The following is a 22,162-nucleotide window of genomic DNA, read 5'->3' on the forward strand; positions in this document are numbered from 1 at the left end:
AGGCGGAGGCACGATTTCCCGTCGCAAAGTGCGGGTGCGAACCGGCCACACCCGCACTTCGCGACGGGAAATGAGGAGGCGTGAACCGGCGCTCCGCCCGTCAGGCGCCCGCGATGCCGCCGGCGCCAGCCTCCGTCTCGAAGGCGGCCCGGCGCTGCTGGATGGCCCGGACGCGCTCGAGGTCGAACTTCGGCGTGCGGTCGAAGTCGTAGACGCCGTTCTCCTCCTGGAACACGTCGGTCAGCTGCGTGTAGCAGTACCCGAACATCCGCGGATCATCGAGCAGCACATCCGTCAGCCCCTGGAACCGCTCGTACCACTCGTCGAGGTCGCGCACGCGGTCGCCGTAGCCCCACGAGGTGTCGCGGTCGGGGTCGCTCGAACTGGGCCGCGGACCCGCGTCGGCGAGCGACGCGTTCCACCAGATGCCGCCGTACTCCGAGACGAAGTACGGCTGCCCCGCATACGGGATCGAGATGGCGCGACCCTCATGGTCGTTCGTCCACGGGCGGCCGTCCTTGAGCCCCTCCTGATTCCGCAGGAAGCCGGCCGGGTCCTGCTCGTAGTCGTGCGAGTCGTAGACATCGGCACCGCGCACGCGGTGGGAGTATCCGGACGCGTCGAGCACCGGCCGCGACGGATCGGCGAGCTTCGTGGCGAGGTACATGCCGTGGGTCACGTCGTCGAGGTCCGTGATCTCGTCGCCGATGTGCTGGTACGTCTCGTTGAGCGGGCACCACCCGACGATCGAGGGATGCGAGTGGTCGCGTTCGAGCACCTCGAGCCACTGCGTGATGAACGACGCATCCGGATGCTGGTGATCGTGGCTGGGACCGACGCCTGCCGCGCCCCAGTCGCCGAACTCGCCCCACACCAGGTACCCCATCCGGTCGGCGTGGTAGTAGAACCGCTCCTCGAACACCTTCTGGTGCAGCCGGGCTCCGTTGAATCCGGCGGCGAGGGCGAGCTCGATGTCGCGCACGGTCGCCTCGTCGCTCGGCGAGGTCATGAGCGTGTCGGGCCAGTACCCCTGGTCGAGCACGAGCCGCTGGAAGATGCGTTCGCCATTGAGCAAGATCTGCGTGCCCGAGACGGACACGGAGCGCAGCCCGGCGTAGGAGGTGACGCGGTCGACGGTCGACCCGTCCGCGCGCTCGATCGCGACCTCGAGGTCGTAGAGGAACGGGTCGGCGGGGCTCCACGCACGCACCCGGTCGTCGGGCACGACGAGCGTGAGCGTGGGCGCCATGTCGAGTGTCGCGTCGACGGTCCGTTCGACGACGGTGCCGCGGTCGTCGGCGAGGGTCACCCGCACCCGCAGGTCGTCCCGTCCGGCGGGATCGCCGGCAAGCGGCACGACGACGGCGAACTCGCGCGCCGCGAAGTTCGGCGTCACCTTGACCTGCCGCACGTGTGTGCGCGGCACGGCCTCGAGCCACACGGTCTGCCAGATGCCGGTCGTGCGGGTGTAGTGGCAGTCGGTGTTCAAGTAGCGGACGGCCTGCTTGCCCCGAGCCTGCGGGCCCTGCGGCGTGTCGCGCGCCCGCACGACGATCGTCGCCTCGTCGCCGGGTGCGGCGACGCCGGCGAGGTTCGCGGTGAACGAGCTGAAGCCGCCGCGGTGTCGGGCGACCTCCACTCCGTTCACCCAGACGGTCGCGTCGTGGTCGACGGCCCCGAAGTGCAGCAGCACGTCGTCGCCCGCCCACTCCGTGGGCAGCGTCACCGTGCGGCGATACCAGACGGCGTGCAGGAAGTCGACGTCCCCGATTCCGCTGGCCGTGCTCTCGGGCGCGAAGGGCACGAGGATGCGCCCCTCCAGCTCGCGCTCACGCAGGCCGCGGTGGATGCCGGAGTCGCCCCGGTCGATCTCGAACTGCCACTCGCCGTTGAGGGTGAGCCAACGGTCGCGCACCAGGTGCGGTCGCGGATGTTCGGGTTTCGGAACGCGGGAATCGGTGACGGTCACAGCGACCTCTCTGTCGTGGGTGGGAGCTGCGTTGCTACGCAGCAAAGAGATGTTCGCACACATCGAAGCGAGTCGCGAGCGGGTCAGTCGAGGTCGGCGATGGTGCTGCCGCGCACCTTGAGTTCGAACCCCACGTAGCGGTGCTGGTGCTCGCGCTGCGCGCCGCGGGCGGCGAACTGCTCGGCGATGAGCTCGAGCGCGACGACCGCCGTCTCGCGGTACGAGGCCGAGATCGTGGTGAGCGACGGCAGCGCGTGCGCCGACTCCCAGATGTCGTCGAAGCCGACGATCGCGACATCGTCGGGCACCCGCACGCCCGCACGCTGCAGCGAACGCATCGCGCCCATCGCGACGGAGTCGTTCATCGCGAAGATGCCGTCGGGCAGCACGCCGCCGGCGGAGAGCAGTTCGTCCATCGCCCGTTCACCGGCCACGCGGCCCCAGCCGACCGGGATCTCGAGCACCACGTCCGGTGCAAGGCCGGCGGCTTCGAGCGCCTCGTCGACCCCGCTGCGGCGCAGCGCGAAGATGTGCGGCGGATTGCTCGGCCCGCCGAGCACGGCGAGGCGGCGCCGGCCGATGGTGAGGAGGTGCTCGACCGCCGCGCGCGCGGCCGGACGGTTCGGGATGCCCACGTGGTCGACGCCGCCGACGGACTCGCGGTCGCCGATCACGACCACGGGGAATCCCGCCCGTACGAGGTCGTCGTCTTCGGGCTCGATGGTTCGCGCGGCGATCACGAGTCCGTCGGTCAGCTGCCCGCCGCCGGTGGCCAGCAGCGCGCGCTCCCGCGCGGCGTCGCCCGCGGTCGTCTCGATGAGCACCCGCTGCCCGATCTCGGCGGCGCGCTCGACCACCGCCTCGGCGAGATCGACGAAATAGCGTTCCTTGAAGTCGGGGATGGCGAGGGTCACTGTGCCGGTGCGACCGCCGCGCAGTTGCCGGGCGGCGACGTTGGGCCGGTAGCCGAGCGCCTCGAGGCTCGCCTCCACGCGGCGCCGCATCTCGGGGGAGACGTGCTTGTAGTTGTTGACCACGTTGGAGACGGTGCGTTGCGACACTCCCGCGTGTCTCGCCACGTCGTGCATGCTGACCGCCATCGCCGCCTCCCGATCCGAGCCTAGGACCCGGAGTCCGCTCGTCAACGGCCCGCGTCCGAAGCGCGTCGGGGCGGCCGTGATGAGCCGCGTGATGATTCCGGTGATGAAAGACCTCGGGCGCGAGGTCGAGGACCCTCGTCGACCACCACAGTGAATCCGAGCCGGCGGGGGACCGGGGCACGCGGAAAGAACCGTGCCATCCCTCGCGGCTGATCCTGAGGGGGATGACTGAACGTGGCACGATCTCGACCGACCATGGCCGCACCGGGGCGGAGCGGCCGATTCCGCCGCGGTCTCACCATGCTGCTCACCGCGACGCTCGCCGCCGGCAGCTGGGTCGCGGTGACGGCGACGCCCGCAGCGGCAGCTCCGTTCGACCCCCAGGTGCCGATGGTGTACCTCTCGCAGGGCAGCCCCACGCAGTTGCAGGGTTCGGAGCAGAACGGCGGCCGGGTCGTGTTCTCGAACATCGGCGGACCCGCTGATCCCTCGTACAACGCGATCGGGTATCGCGTGAGCGACAGCTACGTCTACGGCATCAGCCGGCCCGTAGGCCTGAACCCGGCGGCACAGCAGCACCGGATCGTCCGGATCAACGCGGACGGGTCCGTCGACGACCGAGGCGGCATCCCCGAGCAGCCGAGCGGACTCATCGCGGGCACCTTCGGTGAAGGTGCGCTTGCGAACACCCTGCTCGTCATGACCGTCGAGAACGACACGCTCTACCGCGTGAACGTCGACGCGGGCACCTTCACCACCCAGGCGCTGTCCGGGGCGGACACGAGCTTCAGCGACATGACCGCGGCGTACGGCTACCTGTGGGGTGTGAATCAGAACGGCGGGTCCATCGCTCGCGTCGATCCGGCGACCGGCGTCAAGACCTCGTACCCCGTCGCCGGGATGCTCACCGATTCGGGCGCCTACGGCGGCGCGTGGACCTACGGCAACGGCAACCTGGCCTTCTCGAACAACGGCACGGGCACCATCACGCAGATCCGCGTGACGAACCCGGCGTCCCCGGTGTTCAACCTCGTCTCCGCCATCCCCGGTCCGCAGAGCGGCAACAACGACGCGACCGCCGCGCCCGGTGATCCGACCGACCTGTCCGTCACGAAGAACGGGCCCGCGACGGTCGCCGCGAACGGCACGATCACCTGGACCGTGCGCGTGCGCAACCTCGGCCCCGGCACCTCCTCCGGATTCGTGCTCAACGACACGGTGCCGACCGGCGTGACCGCGATCACCGCGGCCGACCCGCGTTGTACCGTGACGGGCCGCAACATCGCATGCGTCGGCGACAACCTGCTCGCGAGCAGCAATGTGCTCTTCACCTTCACCGGCACCGCGCCGAACGCGGCGGCGACCCTCGTCAACACCGCGACCGTCGTGCCGAACGAGGTCGACACCGACCCCACGAACAACACCGACGACGCCACGACGGTCGTGCAGGTGGCGCCGCCGCTCGTGCCGCACTCGGCGATCACGAAGACGTCGAACGCGCAGGTCGACGTCCAGGTGGGCGACGTCGTGACGTACACCGTGACGGTGCGCAACGACGGCACGGCCCCGTACACCGCGGGCGCGCCGGCGACCATGAGCGACTCCCTCGCCGACGTGTTCGACGACGCGACCTGGAACGCCAACCCGACCGTCACCTTCAGCGGCGGTTCGACGTCTGCTCCGCCCGTTCTGAGCGGCTCGACGCTCAACTGGTCGGGCCCTCTCGCCGTCGGTGAGACGGCGACCATCCGCTACAGCGTGACGGTCACCGGTGCCGGGAACGACCAACTCCTCAACACCGCGTGCGCCCCGAGCCCCGGGCAGACTCCCGCGTGCATCACCGTCACCGACCTCGTGCCCAACCTCGTCGTCTCCAAGAGCGTCAACCCGGCATCCGGCACGACGGTGCTCGGCAACCAGGTGCTCACCTACACGCTGACCTTCTCCAACACCGGCGGGAGCCCGGCGACGGTGAACTCGGTCGACCACCTCGCGGGTGTGCTCGACGACGCCACCGTCACGGCCGCCCCCACCGCATCCGCGGGGTTGACGGTGTCGTCGATCACCGGTGGCACGTTCACCGTGCAGGGCAGCGTGGCCGCGAACTCGTCGGCCACCGTCAGCTACCAGGTGACGGTGATCCCTGATGCCACGCGCACCGGGGACGACTCCGTCGTCAACTGGGTGCTCCCGGCCGGAGTGCCGGTGCCCGCCGACTGCACCCCCGGTATCTGCACCATCAACCCCGTGCCGTCGATCGCGGACTCGAAGACCGTGAACCCGCTCTCCGGATCGACCGTGCGTCCCGGCCAGGTGTTGACCTACACGCTCATCTTCACCAACAACGGAGACGGCCCCGGCACGGTGGCGAAGGACGACGCGCTCACCCGCCTGCTCGATGACGCCGACATCACGTCCGGCCCCACGGTGCAGAACGGCGCACTCACCGCTGTCCGCGTGGGCGATCGCATCCGCATCGACGGAACGTTGCAAGCCGGTCAGACCGAGATCGTGTCCTACCAGGCCACCGTGCGCGCCGATGGGGCGAGAGGAGACGACGTCCTGTCCAACTTCCTCGTGCCGCGCGACTCGACGATCCCCGACACGTGCGTCGAGGACTGCTCGGTGAACTTCGCGCCCGAGATCGTCACATCCAAGAGCGTGAACCCCACCTCGGGCTCGACGGTGCTCGCGAACCAGGTGCTGACCTACACCCTCACGTTCTCGAACAACGGCGCGGCCCCCGACACGATCGCCCATGACGACGTGCTGGCCGACGTGCTCGACGATGCCCAGCTCAACGGAGGCCCGACGGTGTCGAACGCGGCCCTGACCGCGACGATCGCCGCCGACCGTCTGCTCATCGACGGCACGCTGCAGCCGGGACAGACGGTCACGGTCACCTACTCGGTCACCGTGCGAGCGGACGGCGCGCGCGGCGACGATGTCATCGGGAACTTCCTGGTGCCGCGCGGGACGACCGTTCCGGACGACTGCGTCGGGCCGAACTGCTCGGTCAACTTCGTGCCCGAGATCGTCGACTCCAAGACGGTCGACCCGGCCTCCGGGTCGACGGTCCTGCCGCAGCAGGTGCTCACGTACACGCTCACGTTCTCGAACAGCGGCTCGGCCACGGGACCGGTGGCGCGGGACGATGCTCTCGCCGGCGTGCTCGACGACGCGGACCTCACGAGCGGACCGACGGTGTCCAACCCGGCGCTTGCGGTCACCCGCGTGGGCGACCGGTGGCGGATCACCGGCAACCTGCAGCCCGGCCAGACCGTCACCGTGAGTTACACGGTGACCGTGCGTGCCGACGGCACCCGCGGCGATGACGTGATCGAGAACTACCTCATCCCCATCGGCTCGACGATCCCCGACGACTGCACCGGCGGAGATTGCGCGGTGAACAGGGTGCCCGAGATCGTCGACTCCAAGTCGGCGGACCCGGCATCCGGCGGTGTGGTGCTCCCGCAGCAGGTGATCACGTACACCCTCACGTTCGGCAACACGGGTGCCGCAGAGGGCACCGTGGCCAAGGACGACGTGCTCGCCGGCGTGCTCGATGACGCCGACCTCACGAGCGGACCGACGGTGTCGAACGCGGCCCTCACCGCGACCCGCGTCGGTGACCGCATCCGGGTGACCGGCATCCTGCAGCCGGGCCAGACCGTCACCGTCACCTACCAGGTCACGGTGCGCGCCGACGGTGCGCGCGGCGACGACCGACTGGTGAACGCGATCGTACCGCCCGACTTCCCGCCGCCGCCGGCGTGCGCGCCGGGCGACTGCGTCGAGCACTTCATCCCGCACGTCGTCGACACGAAGACCAGCGATCCCGGCACCGATTCCGTCGTCGCCGTCGGACAGGTGATCTCCTACACGCTGACGTTCTCGAACCTCGGCACGGCGGTCGGTCCGGTCGCCAAGGACGACGTGCTCACCGACGTGCTCGACGACGCCGGCATCACCACGCCGATCGCGGTCTCGAACCCCGCCCTCACCGCGGTGCTCACGGGCGACCGCATCCGGGTGACCGGCACGCTGCAGCCCGACCAGACGATCACCGTGACGTACGCGGTCACCGTGCGCGCCGATGGCGAACGCGGCAACGACCTCATCGCCAACGCGCTCGTGCTGCCGGGCGAACTGGGTGGTTGCACGGATCCGCTCGACTGCACCGTGCAGCGGATGCCGCACCTCGTCGACAGCAAGAGCGTCGACCCGGCGACGGGAACCGGCGTCTCGACGGGAAGCGTGGTCACCTACACGCTCACCTTCGGCAACATCGGCACTGCCGCGGGAACCGTGCTGAAGGACGACGTGCTGACCGGAGTGCTCGACGACGCGACCCTCACCACGCCGCCGACCGCCTCGAACGGCGCGCTCACCGCGACAGTGAACGGCGACCGCATCCGGATCACCGGCGCGCTCGACCCCGACCAGACCGTGACGGTCACCTACGCGGTGACGGTCAACGACGACGAGGTGCGCGGAGACAACGTGCTGCGCAACTTCCTCCTGCCGCCGGACACCACCGTGCCCGACGAGTGCGTCGGCCCTGACTGCACCGAGAACCCGGTGTCGCAGATCCTGGACTCGAAGACCTCCGATCCCGCCGATGGTGCGACCGTGCTCGAGAACCAGGTGGTGACCTACACGCTCACCTTCTCGAACACGGGCGAAGCCGAGGGGCCCGTCGCGCGCACCGACTCGCTCGTCGCGGTGCTCGACGACGCCGACATCACCTCGGGTCCGACGGTCTCCGACGCGGCGCTCACCGCAGTGCTCGACGGCACGTCGCTCGTCGTGACCGGCGACCTGCAGCCCGATCAGACGGTGACGGTCACGTACGCGGCGACCGTGCGGCCCGACGGCGAACGGGGCGACAACACGCTCGTCAACCACCTGCTGAAGCCCGGCGAGATCCCCGGAGACGAGTGCGTGGAGGGCGACGACGACTGCACCGTGCAGCGCGTGCCGCTCATCACGAGCGCGAAGTCGGTCGACCCGGCGTCGGGCACGAGTGTCGTGACCGGCACCACCCTCGCCTACACGCTGACCTTCGGCAACGAGGGCGCGGCGACCGGACCGGTCGCGTACACCGACCGTCTCGCCGACGTGCTCGACGACGCCGACCTCATCGAGGACTCCCTCGTCACGAGCGACCCGACCCTCACCGCGACCGTCGTCGACGACACGATCGCCGTCACCGGACAGGTGGCCGTCGGGCAGCTGGTGACCGTCACCTACGAGGCCGTCGTGCGCCCCTTCGCGGAGCGCGGCGACTCGCGGATCGGCAACTTCCTGCTCAAGAACGGCGACGAGCCATCGGAGGAGTGCACGGATGCCGACGACTGCACGGTGAATCTCATCCCGCACCTGTCGGTGCTGAAGACGTCGGATGCGACGCCGCTCGCCGAGGTGGGCGACACGATCACCTACGTCGTGACGGTCATCAACGACGGCACCGCCGACTTCACCGAGGAGTCGCCGGCCGCGGTGGCGGACGACCTGTCGAGTGTGCTGGATGACGCCGACTACAACGGCGACGTCGTCGGTGAACGCTCCGACGGCACACCCGTCGAGGTCGACTACACCGCGCCGGTGATGTCGTGGACGGGCCCCCTCGAGGTCGGCGAGACGGTGGAGCTCACCTACTCGGTGACCACCCGTCTGGGCGGCGACCTCGAGGTCGAGAACGGCGCGTGCGTGCCGAACGGCGGGGAGGACCCGACGTGCGTCGCCGTCACGACCGGCCTCGCCGACATCGGCATCATCAAGACGGTCGACCCGACCTCGGGCACGAGCCTGCGCCCGGGTGCGACGGCGACGTACACGCTCACGATCGCCAACTCGGGCACCGGGGCGGGCGCCTACGCGTACACCGACTGGCTCGCGGGTGTGCTCGACGATGCGACGCTGAGCGCCGGGCCGACGGCCACGGGCGGTGCGATCGTGTCGCCCGTGCGGGAGCAGAGCTTCGACGTGAGCGGCATCCTCGAGGCGGGGGCGAAGGTCGTCGTCACCTACTCGGTGCAGACCCGCGCGTACGCCGACCAGGGCGACCACCGGCTCGGCAACTGGGTGACCGCGGCGGGCGAGCGCCCCGACGGGACGTGCGCCCCGGGTGCCCTCACCTGCACGGTCAACCCGCTGCTCGACCGTCTGGCCGCGACGGGCGCGACCGTGAGCGCCGCGGTCGGCGGACTGGCCGGGTTCCTGCTGCTCGCGGGACTGGTGCTGGTCGTCATCCGTCGCGCCCGATCGGGGTCACGCGCCGTCTGACCTCCCGAGACCGGATGCCGGCAGCACGTCCCCCCTGGCGAGCTGCCGGCATCCCCATGCGCCCGCAACCGCGATCCCTTGGCGAACCGCTCGGGTGCCCGTAGGGTGAATGCGGGTCACGTTGGGACCGTGCCCGTCCGCTTTTCACATCGCCTGCTGGGGGGCACGGGTCGCTGACCCGCGAGCGCATCGCAAGGGGAAGTCGTGACGACCAGTTCGGTCCTGCGCGCATCGCACCAGCCCTGGCCGTTGATCGAGCGACGCCGGCTGCTCACGTGGCTCGATCGCCCTCGCGGCCTCTCGATCCTCGATGCGACCGCCGGTACCGGCAAGACGGTGCTCCTCGACGCCTGGAGCGAGCGGATGCGCGACGCCGGGTGGATCGTCGATCGCTCGCGCACCGATCAGCTGTCGACGGAGCAGTTGCGGGCGCAGGCCCGAGGGGCGGTGCTCATCGTGGACGGCGTCGACCATCCGCTTCGCCGTCGCGCGGCCGAGGCGATCCTCGAGGCGGTGGGCGGCGGGGTGCGGGTGGTCGTGTCGGGCCGTGCGGCCGCCGCGCTCGAATCGCTCGCCCATCGTCGTCATCTCGACGTCGCGTCCCTCTCGACGCCTGATCTGCTGCTCGACGCCGAGGAGCTCGCCACCCTGCTCGCGGCCGTGGAGGTGCCGCATGGGATGACGGCGGACGTGGTGCTGGACCTCACGGGTGGGTGGCCGTCGCTCGTCCGCGCACTGCTCGCCGACGTGATCGACGGAGAGTCGGACTTCCGGCGTGCGGAGCGCTGGCTCGCCTCCGCGGCGCTCGGGGGACTCGCGCCCGACCTCCGGCGGGCGGCGAAACGCCTCTCGATCCTCGATGTCGTGCATCCGGGCGCCGCGGGACTGCTCATCGACGCGGACCCGCTCGGCACGGTCGCCCGGCTGCTGGATCGGGCGCTGCTGCGACCCCTCCCGCGAACGGACCCCGACCGAACTCCGCCGCGCCGTTCGGGTGCGGTCATGCCGGGTCTCGTCCGGCGGGTGCTGCACGAGGACGAGCACGACGACACCGAGATCCGCGCAGCCCACGCCGACCTCGCGCTCGGGACCCTCCACCTCGATCCCGCCGCCCACGCCCCACGCGTGCTGTCGCACGCCCGCCGCGGTGAGGCGTGGGATGTGCTCAGCGCGTTCTGGGCGCTCCGCGGTCCGGAGGCGCTCCGCCAGTTCCCGGAGGAGACGCGCGCCGCCTACGCCGACCTGCCGCACGACGTCGTGCGGGAACGGCCGGCACTCGCCTTCGCCCAAGCGCTGTCGTCGCTCGATGCGGAACCGGATGCGGTGTTCCACCGTCTGGCCGGCACGGGCTTCCATCCGCCGACCCTCGAATCGGCGCGCCATGCCGGGGATCCCGACCGGTTCGTCGAAGCGGTCGTGCTGCGGATGCTGCATCTGCGGCACGTGGGCCGGGTGGCCGAGGCTGATGAGCTCGGCGCGCTCGCCGCGGGGGAACTCGACCGTCGCGTCGATCGGGGCGAATCCGCTCCGAGCCCCATCTACGTCGCCCTCCTGCAGGTGCACCGGACGCTCGCCGGCATGCTCGCGCGGAATGAGCGCGGCTCCACGGCGGAACTCGCCACCCGCGCGGTCGAGGCCGCACGCCGGAGCGGAGCTCTGCCGATCGCGTCGAGCGCCTCCGCGTCGCTTGCTGTGCTGCAGAGCGCCGCGGGCTGGAATGTGACCGCTCGTTCGCTCGTCGACGAGCTGCACCGTACCGTCTCGGCGGGAGACTCCCCGTCTGCGACCGCCGCGCAGCATGTCGTCGAGGCGATGCTCGCCGTCGACGCGCTCGACGGGCGCGCCGCGCGGACCGCACTCGAGCGGGCGGATGCACTCCCATCGGGCGATGAGCTCTGGCCGTTCCGCGTGCTCGCGTGGGGCCGCTACAGCTTGTTCTTCCTCACTCGCGACGAGATGGACGACAAGCTGCGTGAGGCGGTGTGGTCGAAGCCCTCCGCGCTCCAGCGACCGGGTACGGCGCGGATGGTGCTCGACGCGTTCGCGGTGCTCGCTGACGTGCACGCGGGACGCGTCGCCGAAGCGGCCCGTCGCATCGCCGCAGCACCCGACAACAGCGACTGGATGGAGTCGTTGCGCGCCCGGCAGCGGCTCTCGGTGGGCGACGCGCGCGGGGCGCTGCAGCAGGTGTCGACCGCGATCGCCGACGACCTGCTCGGCAATCGCGAACGCGCGCAATTGCTCTTCATCGGCGCGTCCGCCGCGCTCGACGAGGGCCTCGACGATCTCGCGAAAGACCTGTACGGGCGCGCGATCGGTCTTGCGGCGGCACACCGCCTCTACTCCACCCACCTCATCGTGTCGCACGCGCGGCGGGATGCCCTCCGCGCCGCGACGACGCTCGAGCCGACGGCCGAGGTCGTCGAGCTGCTCGCCGCCTTCCCCGACATCTACCCCGAGGCGCCGACGGTGACGCTGTCGTCGCGCGAGGCGGACGTGCTGCGGGAACTCGCGGGCGGTCGCAGCCACCGGGAGATCGCGGCGGCGCTGTTCATCAGCGTGCCGACGGCACGCACCCACCTGCGATCGGCGTACGCGAAGCTCGGCGTGAACACCGGTCCGGCGGCGGTCGCGAGAGCGGTCGAGCTCGGTCTCCTCGGGGGCTGACGCGGGCCATCCACAGCTGTTTCCGTCCTCGCAACCCTCGTGTGCGACACTCGGGGGCGTGAGCAGCCTGGCGCGAGCGGTCGAGATCGCCACACGCGCTCATGAGGGCCGCGTGGATGCCGCCGGACGACCGGCGGTGGAGCACTCGTTCGCCGTCGCGGCGCTCGTGCGAACGGTCGAGCAGAAGACCGTCGCCATGCTGCACGAGGTGGTCGAGCGCGGCGACCACACCGTCGCGGAGCTGCGCGAGGAGGGCTTCGACGCCCACGTGCTCGCCGCCCTCGACGCGCTCAGGCCGCGGGACGGCGAGCGACTCGAGCACACCGTCGCCCGCATCCTGCACGGCAGCGCCGGATGCGCCCTCGAGGTGAAGCGGGCGGACATCGCCCATGAGGCCTCGCGGCTGCACGAGTTCGACGAGGTCACCCGTCGTCGGCTCGAACCGCAACTGGATCGCACCGCGCGACTGCTGGGCACCACACTCGACGCGCTCGTCGCCCGCGTCGGCTGAGCCGACCGACGCTCAGCGCAACCCGGCCTCGTGGGCGAGCAGGGCGGCCTGCACGCGGTTCCGCACCTCGAGAACGCGCAGTATCGCGCTCACGTGCCCTTTGACGGTGCCTTCGGAGATCACCAGCTCCCGGGCGATGTCGGAGTTCGAGCGACCCTGCCCCACCAACGCCAGCACGTCGCGCTCGCGCTCGGAGAGGCGATCGAGGCGAGCGAGGGCGTCCACCGGCACGGCGGAACGGCTGTCTCGCACGGCACGGATGAGCACCCGCGCGATCGTCGGTGACAGAGCCGCACCACCCGCGGCCACCGCGCGTACCCCGGTGATCAGATCTTGTGGCGCCGAGGCTTTGAGCAAGAACCCATCGACGCCGCCCTCGAGCGCCCTCAGTACGTTGTCGTCGGTGCCGAAGGTGGTCAGCATGATGGTGCGGACGTCGGGGAGCAGCCGCCCGATCTCTGCGGCCGCCGCGACGCCGTCGAGCGCCGGCATGCGCAAGTCGAGAACGGCCACGTGCGGACGGGTGGCGCGCACGATGTCGACCGCAGCCGAGCCGTCCGCGGCCTCGCCGACCACCTCGATCCCGGCGTGGGACTCGAGGATCGCCCGCACACCGGCACGCACGAGGGGATCGTCGTCGGCGATCACGATCCGTACAAGCCCATCGTCGCTCACAGCGTCTCCTTCACGACCAGGACCTCGTCGCGGAAGCAGAGGCGGTACAACGAGTCGTCGAGAGAGAACGGTTGACGCACGGCGCGGTAGTACTCGCACGACGCGCCCCGCGGCGGGGCGGGAGCGTGCGCCGGTGCGCGATCGATGTGGTCGGCCGGCAGCAGCGCGGCGGCTTCGGAGCGCGACTGCCCGATCCGCAGCTCCGAGAACGCCCGTTCAGAGAGGCCCACTTGGGACGTCGTCGTGGCGTCGAAGACCGCCAGGGCGACCCCGACCGCGAGCACGAGCACAGCGGGGAGCAGCGCGGTGCGCAGGTGCGCCCTGCGCATCCCGTGTCGTTCCTCGTCCGCGGTTCGAACGGTGGGGTGGAAGGACTCCGTCGAGTCGTCACGCCCGGGCGGGCGATGCTCCGGAACGGTTGCTGACACGACGAACTCCGCGTCCTCGACCCCGGCGGCGAAGGTGCCTCCCGCGACGCGCACCCGTTCCCGCATGCCGATCAGTCCGTATCCCCGCCTCGGGTCGGTGTCTGCCCGGGCAGGGTCGGCGACCGGGTTGCGCGCGACGATGCGCACGGCGCCGTCCGCTTCGTCGATACGTAGATCGAGAGTCCGGCCGGGCGCGTGTCTCGCCGCGTTCGCGAGGAGTTCCTGCACGAGGCGTTCGACCGTACGTGCGGTGGCGGGCCTCCAGCCGGAGGCATCAGCCCTGACCTCGGCCCGGACAGCGAGTCCTGAGCGCGCCGCCTCCGCAATGAGTTCCTCGAGCGGGCGGACGTCGCGCGACTCGTCGTCGCCGTTGGAGCGGAGGACGTCCACGATGCGATGCAGCGTCTCCATGCCGGCTACGGCCCGCTCGCGCACGAGCGCAGCGCGGCGGCGGGTCTCGTCGTCGGTACCGGTCGCGACTTCGAGCGCGCCCGCGGTCAATGCGAGGAGGCTGAGTTCGTGCCCGAGCGAGTCGTGCATGTCCCGGGCGATCGAGGTGCGCTCATGCTCGCGCGCCTGCCGCACGGCGAGCTGCTGTCGTTCCTCGAGCAGCCGCGCACGCATCCACCCGGCCTCGACGAGCTGTCGTCGCTGTCGCAGGAACGCCCCGAGCCACCACGGCACGACGCACGCGAACGTGAGGGCGAGCACTGCGGTCACGAAGAGGCTGAGCAGGGTGCCGGATGCTCCGCTCAGCGCGAAGGCGACGACGAGGACGGCGCCCGAGGCGACGAGCACCGCACGGGCCGATTCGGCGATTCGTCCCACAAAAAAGGAGGTCACCGCCGCGACCACGAACGCCCACTCGCTCGACGATGCACCCGGTCCGTACACCGCGGCGAGCACAAGACCCGCCGCGAGCGCGAGCGACCAGGTGGGCAGGGGACGCAGCGACAGCGGCAGGGTCACGGCGATCACCAGCAGGATCTTCTGATCTGTCGCCGACGAGAGGATGGTCGTCGACTCGACCATCACAGCGATCAGCACGACCGCCCCGACGACGAATGCCGGCGTGTTCTCGCGCGTGAAGAGTCGACGCATGCAGCCCAATGTAGGAGGCGACCCGGGTGCGGCGCCCCTGACGAAAGTCATGTTCCCCGCTCGCGGAACATGTCGGAAGAGGGGGACTCGTCCGGTCGAATGGCGGGCGCGGCGTCCGCATCGGGATTTCTAGCGTGGCCCGCATGGAGTTCATGAACGACGTGCTGATCGACCTGGCCGGGTCGCCGTGGGTCTACCTCGTCGCAGTGCTGGTGTGCATCATCGACGGATTCTTCCCCCCGGTGCCGAGTGAATCCGTGATCGTGGCGCTCGGTGCTCTCGCCCTGTCGACCGGCGAGGTGCATCTCGCCGGGCTGCTCGCGGTGGCGGCGACGGGCGCCTTCGTCGGCGACAACATCGCGTACCTGGTCGGCCGGACGATACGCGCTGAACGCGTCGGCTGGATGCGCCGGCCCCGCGTCGTGGCGGCATCCGGCTGGGCACGCGCCCGGTTGGAGAGCCACGGGGCCTTCGTGATCTTCACGGCTCGGTACATCCCCGTCGGCCGCGTCGCTGTGAACATGACGGCCGGGGCGACGGGGTATCCGTGGCGGCGCTTCGCCGCGATCGATGCCGCCGCGGCGGTCACCTGGGCGCTCTACTCGGTCTTCATCGGAGTGGCTGTGGGACATGTGCTCGGCGACCAGCCCCTCTTGGCCGTAATCGTGGCGGTCGTGCTGGCGGCCGTGCTCGGTCTCGCCGTCGACACGACGCTGCGCACGATCGCTCGCGGGCGGGCGGCGCGCGTGACCGACCGATCAGGGATCACTTGAAGCCGGAGGTCTTGATCGACTCGACGATCTGCTTCTGGAAGAAGAAGAACAGCAGCAGTGTCGGTAGCGCGGCCACCGTCGAGGCGGCGAGCACGTAGTTCCAGTCCGACGCGTACTGCTGCTGGAACGTCGAGATGCCCACCTGCACCACCCGCAGATCCGGGTTGGAGGTGATCGTGAGCGGCCACACGAACGCGTTCCAGTTCGCGAGGAAGAAGAAGACGCTCAACGCCGCGAGGATGGGGCGCGACAGCGGAAGCACCACGCTCCAGTAGATCCGCCAGTAGCTCGCGCCGTCGACGAGAGCCGCCTCCTCGAGCTCGTTCGGCAGTCCCAGGTAGAACTGCCGCAGCAGGAAGATGCCGAACGCGCTGAAGATCGACGGAATGATCAGGCCGGCGTAGCTGTCGAGCATCCCGAGCGTGCGCACCACGACGAACGACGGGATCAGGATGACGGGGGCGCTCACCAGCAGGGTCGAGAAGATGATGAGGAACACCGTCTCGCGGCCCTTGAACTTGAGCCGGGCGAGCGCGTACGCCGCCATCGAGTGGAAGAACAGCGCCACGACCGTCACCACGGCGGAGACGAAGAAGCTGTTGAACAGGTACCGCAGGAACGGCACCTCGGTGAACACGTAGGCGAAGTTGTCGAGCGTCGGGTTCGGGGGAAGCAGCGCCGTGCCGTTGACGTCCTCCGCGGTCTTGAACGAACTCGTGACCATGTAGACGAGCGGGAAGATCGTGATCAGGGCGATCACGACCCCGACGATCACGAGCACGGTCGTGCGGGGCGTCCATCTCCGGTCGCGGCCTCGACGCACCCGCGGTGCCCTCGGCCGACCGGTCGTCAGTGCGCTACTCGCCATCGTCGATCCGTCCTCCCCGGGTGATGCGGAACATGAACGCCGACCAGAGCAGCAGCACCAGGATGAGCACCGAGCCGATCGCGGCCGCATAGCCGTATTCGCCGAACAGGAACGCCTGCTCGTACACGTAGTAGATGAGCAGCGACGTCGACCCCGCCGGACCACCGCCGGTCATGATGTAGATGAGGTCGAACCCGCCGGTGATGACCGCGATCGTGACCGTGATGAACACGAACAACGACGTCGGCCGCAGCAGCGGCAGCGTGATCGAACGGAACCGCTGCCACGCGCTCGCCCCGTCGATGCGCGCGGACTCGTAGTACTCGCTCGGGATGTCCTGCAGACCGGCGAGGAAGATCACCATGTAGTAGCCCATCTGGAACCAGATGCTGATCACCACGACGGTGCCGAGCGTGTACTGCGGATCACCGAGCCACGAGACGTCGCGCACGCCGAACGCGGCGAGGAACTGGTTGAGCACGCCCACCCGGTCGGCGAGCATGAACTGCCAGATGAGGCCCACCACGACGATGCTCACGACGTAGGGGGCGAACAGCGCGCTGCGGATGAACCCGACGAGCGGGATCCTCTGCTGCACGAGCAGCGCGAGCGCGAGAGAGATCACGAAGATGAGCGGCACGAGCGCGACGAGGTACACCGCGGTCACGGCTGCGCTCTGCAGGAACTGCGGGTCGCCGAACATGCGCACGTAGTTCGCGCCGCCGATGAACTCGAGGTTGCCGAACCCGTCGAGGCTGAAGAAGCCGAGCGCGATCGCGAGCAGCATCGGAACGAAGACGAACACGAGCAGGCCGAGCGAGTCGGGCAGCAGGAAGAAGAACGCCGCCCGGGCTTCCCGCTTGCGGCGCGCGGCACCCGCGTCGGGGCGCGGCCGGGTCGAAGCGGATGCGGTGGGCACGGGGCGCGCAGCGGCGCGCGATCCGATCGCGGTCATAGCAGCGGTGCTCCCTCGTAGGTCGTGAGGTACGCCTCGATCGCGCTGTGCGCGATCGCGGCCTGGTCGGCGGCGTCTCCGCCCGCGCTCTGCACGCTCTGGATGGCGTTGGAGACGGCCTTGTAGAGCACGGGTGGGTACCTCGGCTCGCCGCGCCCGGTGTCGAAGATGACGTCGCGGAAGTACGCCATCTTCGGGTCGTCGTAGGCGCCCGTCTCGCGCATCCGCTTGTCGACGGAGATGCGGGTGGGCATGTCGGATTTCGCGACGGCCGCCCATTCGGTGAGGCGGTCGACGCTCGCGTCGCTCGTGCTGCCGACCGTCTCGACCACGAATCGCGCGGCCGCCTCCGGGTTGCGCCCGCGGGCGTTGACGGCGAACGCCCACCCGCCGAGCACCGTGCGCGTCTCGCCTCCGGGCGGCGTGGGGAGCGGGAACACGCCGTAGTCGAAGTCGGGCGCGTTGCCCCGGAAGTTGGCGACCTGCCAGATGCCCGACTGCCACATCGCGGCGAACCCCTCCGTGAAGGCGCCGACGAGGTCGCCGGCCGCGGGCATCGTGCGCGGCGCGAGCCGTCGGCGGGTCGCCTCACCGAAGAGTTCGAGCGCCTGGATCGCGCCCTCGCTGTCGAAGGCCGCCCGTTGCGTGCGTGGGTCGACCACCTCGCCGCCGCCCTGCCACATCCACGGGTACCAGGTGAAGTTCTGGTAGTAGCCGGGGATCGTCTCGAACACGACGCCCGATTGCGTCGGAGTGGTGAGCTTCTCGGCCACGTCGAACATCTGCTCCCACGTGGTGGGGATGTCGCCCTCCGACAGCCCCGCCGCCTCCCACGCGCGCGGGGAGTAGTACATCGCGAGCGGCTCGTTCTCCATCGGCAGCGCGTAGATCTTGCCGTCGACGCTCCGCGTGGCGAGGGACCCCTCGGTGTAGTCGTCGACCGCCTCCTGCGTCATGTAGGGCCGGAGGTCTTCGAGGGCGCCGCCGTTGTAGTACCGCGAGAAGTCGCCGGGGCTGATGAGGAAGATGTCCGGGCCGCTCCCGGAGGCGAACGCCGTGGCGAGCCGGGTGTTCGTCGGGTCGGTGTAGGCGGGGATGAACACGGCCTCGACCTGTTCCGGGTGCTGACCGTTCCAGTCTGCAATCGCTTTCATGAACCAGTCGTTCTGCGCCTTCAATTCGGGCGCCGTCTGGGTCGAGGGGGCGTAGAAGTTCCAGAACTGCAACGGCTCCCCGGATGTGCTCGCCCGGTTCGAGCATCCGCTCAGCAGGAGGGGGGCCGACGCGGCCGCGAGGCCGCCGAACAGCAGCGATCTGCGGGAGACCTGGGCCGCGCTCAGGCGTGAGGTGGCGCGGTGCACGGCGTCGTGTCCACTCATCGTTCTTCCCGTCGTCGGGACCATCGTCCGGTCACTTCTTCGTGTCGTCGATCGATGAAATCGATTACACGCATCCGACCACGGATGGCCCGGCGCGTCAAGAGTCAGTTGCGTCGCCGGTCAGGCCGGGGGAGAAGCGGGTGGGCCCTCGTTCCAGAGCGCGGCGGCGACCGCCTCGACCTCCGGCGCCACCTCAGGGTTGAGCATGAACCACAGCTCATCGCCCGGGCGCCCCGGCGCGAGTCCGTCGGCGTCGTAGACGATGCGGGTGCTCGAGGGCATGAGGCCGAGGTGGTCGTAGATCTCGCCGACGAGTCGGGGAGGGGCGGCGTCGACATCCCATTCGAGGGCGACGTGCACCGACGCGGGTCCATTGCAGGCCCGGATGCGTCGCGGTCCGCGCGTCAGCCGAGGCGACTCGTCGCCGAGTTCGCGCCAACCCTCCGGGAGCATCCGCCCGCCCATGCCGCACATCATGCCACCACGAATTGCTACTCGGATGCCGCGGTTCGAATCGGCTCTTGTCTCCGTCCGATTGGATAGTTACGCTATCCAACATGACCGCATCCGTCGTTCCGACGTCGTTCCGCTCGGCCGCGCGCCGCGCCTACTCGTGGCATCCGCCGCTCATGACCCTCGCTGCCGCGACGGTCGTGCTCACCGTCGTGGCTCTCGCCGGGTACCTGGTCGACCCGCGCGAGCTGGTCGGCGTGCCGCTGTGGGAGAAGCCGCTCAAGTTCGCGATCTCGACCTTCCTGTACGCGGTCACCTTCGCGTGGCTCATCTCGCTGCTCACCCGCGGACGCCGGTTCGCCTGGCTGGTCGGCACCGTGTCCGCCGTCGGCCTGGTCATCGAGCTCGTGGTCATCGTGGGTCTGCAGGTCGCGGGTCAGACGAGCCACTTCAACGTGTCCACCCCGTTCGCCGCCGCGATGTGGGCGGTCATGGCGACCTCGATCGCCGTGGTCTGGGTCGCCGCCCTCGTCGTGGCGTTCGCGCTGCTGCGCGCGCCGCTCGGTGACCCCGCCCGCAGTCTCGCCATCCGGGCCGGCGCGTTCATCGGCGTGATCGGCATGGCTCTCGCGTTCCTCATGACGAGCCCGACGGCGCAACAGCTCGCCGACTACCAGGGCATCGTGGGAGCTCACGCGGTCGGCGTCCCCGACGGGGGACCCGGACTCCCGCTGCTCGGCTGGAGCACCGTCGCGGGCGACCTCCGCATCCCGCACTTCGTCGGCATGCACGCCCTGCAGTTGCTGCCGCTCGGACTCCTCGCGCTCGAACTCCTCGCCCGTCGCGTGACCCCGCTGCGCTCGGCGCGCGTGCGGCGCGACCTCGTCGCGATCGCGACGGTCGCCTACCTGGCCGTGCTCGGGCTTCTCACGTGGCAGGCCCTGCGCGGGCAGTCGATCGTCGCTCCGGACACGATCACCGCCGTCGTCACCGCCGGCCTCGCGGCCGCCGTATCGGCCGCCGTCGCGCTCGTGCTCGCTCGGGAGGTGCGACGGCCCGCGGTCGACGCGGAACCCGCAGTCCCGTCGCCCGCGCCGACGCCGACCGCGGTCGGCTGAGCGTTCTCAGGGGTCACGGATGCGCGCCGCCGAGGATGGGAGGGGCCGCACGGCCCGGACCGGAAGGACGCGACATGGCATTCGGCGACATCACGAAGAAGGCGCAGCAGCTGCTGCGCGACGAGCGCGTGGCGAAGGCGCTCAAGAGCGAGAAGGCCGAGGGCGTGAGCGACAAGCTCCTCGACGGCGTGGCCGGTGCCGCGAACAAGGTGACCGGCGGCAAGCACGCGGACAAGATCGACGGCGCGCGCGACGCCGCGGACAAGAGGATCGGCGACCGCTAGGCCCCGGCCGAGGCCGCGCCGCTCAGTCGGAGTGCACCCGGCCGAGGAAGTCGCGGCTGAGGGCGACCACCTCGTCCAGGTGGGTCTCGAGCAACCAGTGCCCGCCTCCGAGCAGGTGCAGCTCGGCGTCGGGCAGGTCGCGCAGGTAGGCCCGCGCCGACTCCTCGGGCATGTAGCCGTCGTGCGGTCCCCAGACGATGAGCGTGGGCGGCCGATGCTCGCGCAGGTACGCCTGGATGTCGGCGAAGAACGGCAGCGTGGTCGCCTGGTCCTCGAAGAGGTCGACGATCAGCTCCCGCCGACGGGGCGTGTCGAGCTGTCGCCAGGCGAGCGTCCACAGGTCGGGCGTCAGACGGTCGCGCAGCTCCTCGGGCAGTTCGCCGAGGAACTCATCGCGGAACCCGTCTTCGCTGACCGCCTCCGCGAGTCGCGCGCGTCCATCCGGAGTCGGGTTCCGCCAGTGCTCGAGCAGGGTCGCGTACTTCGGTCCGAGCGCGTCCTCGTAGACGTCGCCGTTCTGGATGATGAGCGCCGTGACCCGCTCGGGACGCGCGAGGGCGAGCCGGTATCCGAATTGCGAGCCGTAGTCGTGCAGATACAGCGCGTAGCGCTGCAGTCCGAGCGCGTCGGCGAAACGGCCGAGGAACGCGCCCTGCCCGGCGAAGCTGTAGTCGAAGTCGTCCGGGGTGGCGCTGTAGCCCCAGCCGGGCAGGTCCGGTGCGACGAGGTGCCACCGGTCGCCGAGCTCGGCCATGTATCGCCGGAACTCGAAGGACGAGCACGGGTACCCGTGCGGAAGCAGCACGACCGGCGCGTCGGCGGGCCCCGCCTCGCGGTAGAACACGTCCACCCCGTCGACCTCGATGCGGCGGTGGTGGACGATCGCGCTCACAATTCGAGCGTATCTCCGGGTTCGAGCGGATGGAAGACGCCGCCCGCCGCCTCGGTGGCCGATTGCAGGCGCGCGTAGTACATCTGCTTGCCGAGCACCGAGAGCAGCATCTCGTGGGCGGGGAACGAGCGCTTCGGCGCGACGGCGGTGACGTAGTCCATGGCCTCGGCGACCTTCATCCACGGTGCGTTCGCGGGAGCGGCAAGCGTGTCCACCGGCTTCGGCGGCACGGTGAACGCGTCGCCGGGGTAGAACAGCGAGTCGTTGACCATCACGCCGACGTTGCTGATCACCGGGATCGTCGGATGGATGACCGCGTGCTGCGAGCCGAAGAATTCCAGTCGGAAGCCGCCGACCTCGTGCACGTCGCCCTCGTGAACCGCGTCGATCTCGAATCCCTCCGCTTGTGCGACGACGCTCGCCGGAGCGAAGATGCGTGCTCCCTGATTGAGGTCGAGGATCCGCGTGAGCTGTTCGGGCGTCCAGTGGTCGGGGTGTTCGTGGGTGATGACGATGGCGACCACCCCCAGCACATCGATGAGCGGAGTCGTGAAGTTGCCGGGGTCGATGACGACGCGCTCGTCGGCGATCTCGACCACCATGCAGGCGTGTTCGTGCTTGGTCACTCGCATCCTCCGAGCGTATTGCGCACCGCCGACCCGGCTCGGTGCATCCGGTGTTCTCCAAGTGGAGCCGCCCCC

At 70.1% G+C, this 22,162-nt stretch carries 16 protein-coding genes; 6 read left to right on the forward strand and 10 right to left on the reverse strand.

Annotation, left to right across the window (positions count from 1 at the left end; translation table 11 throughout):
- Window positions 1–100: 100 nt before the first annotated feature.
- Both CLV46_RS04490 and CLV46_RS04495 read right to left on the reverse strand, forming a co-directional pair.
- Window positions 101–1,969, reverse strand: coding sequence for a glycoside hydrolase family 2 protein (locus CLV46_RS04490; protein WP_245866509.1), 1,869 nt, complete (start codon window positions 1,967–1,969; stop codon window positions 101–103).
- A gap of 83 nt (window positions 1,970–2,052) precedes the next feature.
- Window positions 2,053–3,057: a LacI family DNA-binding transcriptional regulator gene (locus tag CLV46_RS04495; protein WP_425430420.1), complete on the reverse strand. Its 1,005-nt coding sequence runs from the start codon at window positions 3,055–3,057 to the stop codon at window positions 2,053–2,055.
- Window positions 3,058–3,324: 267 nt separating this feature from the next.
- On the opposite strand from CLV46_RS04495, the gene CLV46_RS04500 reads away from it, so the two are divergent.
- The 3 genes from CLV46_RS04500 to CLV46_RS04510 all read left to right on the forward strand — a co-directional run bounded on the left by CLV46_RS04500 (window position 3,325) and on the right by CLV46_RS04510 (window position 12,535).
- Window positions 3,325–9,357, forward strand: a complete 6,033-nt coding sequence (locus tag CLV46_RS04500) for a DUF11 domain-containing protein (RefSeq protein ID WP_100363666.1) — start codon at window positions 3,325–3,327, stop codon at window positions 9,355–9,357.
- 204 nt (window positions 9,358–9,561) lie between these two features.
- Window positions 9,562–12,024 carry a helix-turn-helix transcriptional regulator gene (locus tag CLV46_RS04505; protein ID WP_100363667.1) on the forward strand — a complete coding sequence of 821 codons (2,463 nt, stop codon included), beginning with the start codon at window positions 9,562–9,564 and terminating at the stop codon, window positions 12,022–12,024.
- A gap of 58 nt (window positions 12,025–12,082) precedes the next feature.
- Window positions 12,083–12,535, forward strand: coding sequence for an HD domain-containing protein (locus CLV46_RS04510; RefSeq protein WP_157802225.1), 453 nt, complete (start codon window positions 12,083–12,085; stop codon window positions 12,533–12,535).
- A gap of 12 nt (window positions 12,536–12,547) precedes the next feature.
- Here the strand turns inward: CLV46_RS04510 and CLV46_RS04515 are convergent, their stop codons facing one another.
- A complete protein-coding gene (locus CLV46_RS04515; RefSeq protein ID WP_245866510.1) occupies window positions 12,548–13,183 on the reverse strand; it encodes a response regulator in 636 nt (211 codons plus the stop codon).
- 23 nt (window positions 13,184–13,206) lie between these two features.
- Window positions 13,207–14,739 (reverse strand): sensor histidine kinase, encoded by a 1,533-nt coding sequence (locus CLV46_RS04520; protein WP_157802226.1) that lies wholly within the window; start codon window positions 14,737–14,739, stop codon window positions 13,207–13,209.
- A 143-nt stretch (window positions 14,740–14,882) separates the two neighbouring features.
- Between CLV46_RS04520 and CLV46_RS04525 the strand changes: the two genes are divergently transcribed.
- Window positions 14,883–15,512, forward strand: a complete 630-nt coding sequence (locus CLV46_RS04525) for a DedA family protein (protein ID WP_100363671.1) — start codon at window positions 14,883–14,885, stop codon at window positions 15,510–15,512.
- On the opposite strand, the gene CLV46_RS04530 is transcribed toward CLV46_RS04525, so the two are convergent.
- The 4 genes from CLV46_RS04530 to CLV46_RS04545 form a co-directional block, all read right to left on the reverse strand.
- Window positions 15,505–16,380: a carbohydrate ABC transporter permease gene (locus CLV46_RS04530; RefSeq protein WP_100363672.1), complete on the reverse strand. Its 876-nt coding sequence runs from the start codon at window positions 16,378–16,380 to the stop codon at window positions 15,505–15,507. The two genes, CLV46_RS04525 and CLV46_RS04530, sit on opposite strands and share 8 nt — an antisense overlap.
- Window positions 16,370–17,335, reverse strand: coding sequence for a carbohydrate ABC transporter permease (locus tag CLV46_RS04535; RefSeq protein WP_100363673.1), 966 nt, complete (start codon window positions 17,333–17,335; stop codon window positions 16,370–16,372). Before CLV46_RS04535 ends, CLV46_RS04530 begins: the two co-directional genes overlap by 11 nt.
- A complete protein-coding gene (locus tag CLV46_RS04540; RefSeq protein WP_157802227.1) occupies window positions 17,332–18,714 on the reverse strand; it encodes an ABC transporter substrate-binding protein in 1,383 nt (460 codons plus the stop codon). Before CLV46_RS04540 ends, CLV46_RS04535 begins: the two co-directional genes overlap by 4 nt.
- A gap of 120 nt (window positions 18,715–18,834) precedes the next feature.
- The gene (locus CLV46_RS04545; protein ID WP_100363675.1) at window positions 18,835–19,179 is read right to left on the reverse strand and encodes a hypothetical protein; all 345 of its coding nucleotides are present in this window, start codon (window positions 19,177–19,179) and stop codon (window positions 18,835–18,837) included.
- Between the two features lie 92 nt (window positions 19,180–19,271).
- Here CLV46_RS04545 and CLV46_RS04550 point away from each other — a divergent pair, with 92 nt between their 5' ends.
- Both CLV46_RS04550 and CLV46_RS04555 read left to right on the forward strand, forming a co-directional pair.
- The gene (locus CLV46_RS04550) at window positions 19,272–20,285 is read left to right on the forward strand and encodes a hypothetical protein (RefSeq protein ID WP_100363676.1); all 1,014 of its coding nucleotides are present in this window, start codon (window positions 19,272–19,274) and stop codon (window positions 20,283–20,285) included.
- A 74-nt stretch (window positions 20,286–20,359) separates the two neighbouring features.
- On the forward strand, window positions 20,360–20,569 hold the full coding sequence (locus tag CLV46_RS04555) for an Rv0909 family putative TA system antitoxin (protein WP_100363677.1): 210 nt from the start codon (window positions 20,360–20,362) through the stop codon (window positions 20,567–20,569).
- 22 nt (window positions 20,570–20,591) lie between these two features.
- Here CLV46_RS04555 and CLV46_RS04560 read toward each other — a convergent pair whose 3' ends face one another.
- Together CLV46_RS04560 and CLV46_RS04565 are read right to left on the reverse strand one after the other, a co-directional pair.
- Entirely contained in the window at window positions 20,592–21,461 is an 870-nt protein-coding gene (locus tag CLV46_RS04560; protein WP_100363678.1) for an alpha/beta fold hydrolase, read from the reverse strand.
- Entirely contained in the window at window positions 21,458–22,093 is a 636-nt protein-coding gene (locus tag CLV46_RS04565) for an MBL fold metallo-hydrolase (protein ID WP_100363679.1), read from the reverse strand. Before CLV46_RS04565 ends, CLV46_RS04560 begins: the two co-directional genes overlap by 4 nt.
- Window positions 22,094–22,162 lie beyond the last annotated feature (69 nt).

This window comes from Diaminobutyricimonas aerilata, assembly GCF_002797715.1.
In the GTDB taxonomy this organism is placed as follows: Bacteria; Actinomycetota; Actinomycetes; order Actinomycetales; family Microbacteriaceae; genus Diaminobutyricimonas; species Diaminobutyricimonas aerilata.

Coding starts and splice junctions, on each gene's coding strand:
- CLV46_RS04495 (WP_425430420.1), bottom strand. CDS start 3,057: ATGCACGACGTGGCGAGACACGCGGGAGTGTCGCAACGCACCGTCTCC.
- CLV46_RS04500 (WP_100363666.1), top strand. CDS start 3,325: ATGGCCGCACCGGGGCGGAGCGGCCGATTCCGCCGCGGTCTCACCATG.
- CLV46_RS04520 (WP_157802226.1), bottom strand. CDS start 14,739: ATGCGTCGACTCTTCACGCGCGAGAACACGCCGGCATTCGTCGTCGGG.
- CLV46_RS04525 (WP_100363671.1), top strand. CDS start 14,883: ATGGAGTTCATGAACGACGTGCTGATCGACCTGGCCGGGTCGCCGTGG.
- CLV46_RS04530 (WP_100363672.1), bottom strand. CDS start 16,380: ATGGCGAGTAGCGCACTGACGACCGGTCGGCCGAGGGCACCGCGGGTG.
- CLV46_RS04535 (WP_100363673.1), bottom strand. CDS start 17,335: ATGACCGCGATCGGATCGCGCGCCGCTGCGCGCCCCGTGCCCACCGCA.
- CLV46_RS04540 (WP_157802227.1), bottom strand. CDS start 18,714: ATGAGTGGACACGACGCCGTGCACCGCGCCACCTCACGCCTGAGCGCG.
- CLV46_RS04545 (WP_100363675.1), bottom strand. CDS start 19,179: ATGGGCGGGCGGATGCTCCCGGAGGGTTGGCGCGAACTCGGCGACGAG.
- CLV46_RS04550 (WP_100363676.1), top strand. CDS start 19,272: ATGACCGCATCCGTCGTTCCGACGTCGTTCCGCTCGGCCGCGCGCCGC.
- CLV46_RS04555 (WP_100363677.1), top strand. CDS start 20,360: ATGGCATTCGGCGACATCACGAAGAAGGCGCAGCAGCTGCTGCGCGAC.
- CLV46_RS04565 (WP_100363679.1), bottom strand. CDS start 22,093: ATGCGAGTGACCAAGCACGAACACGCCTGCATGGTGGTCGAGATCGCC.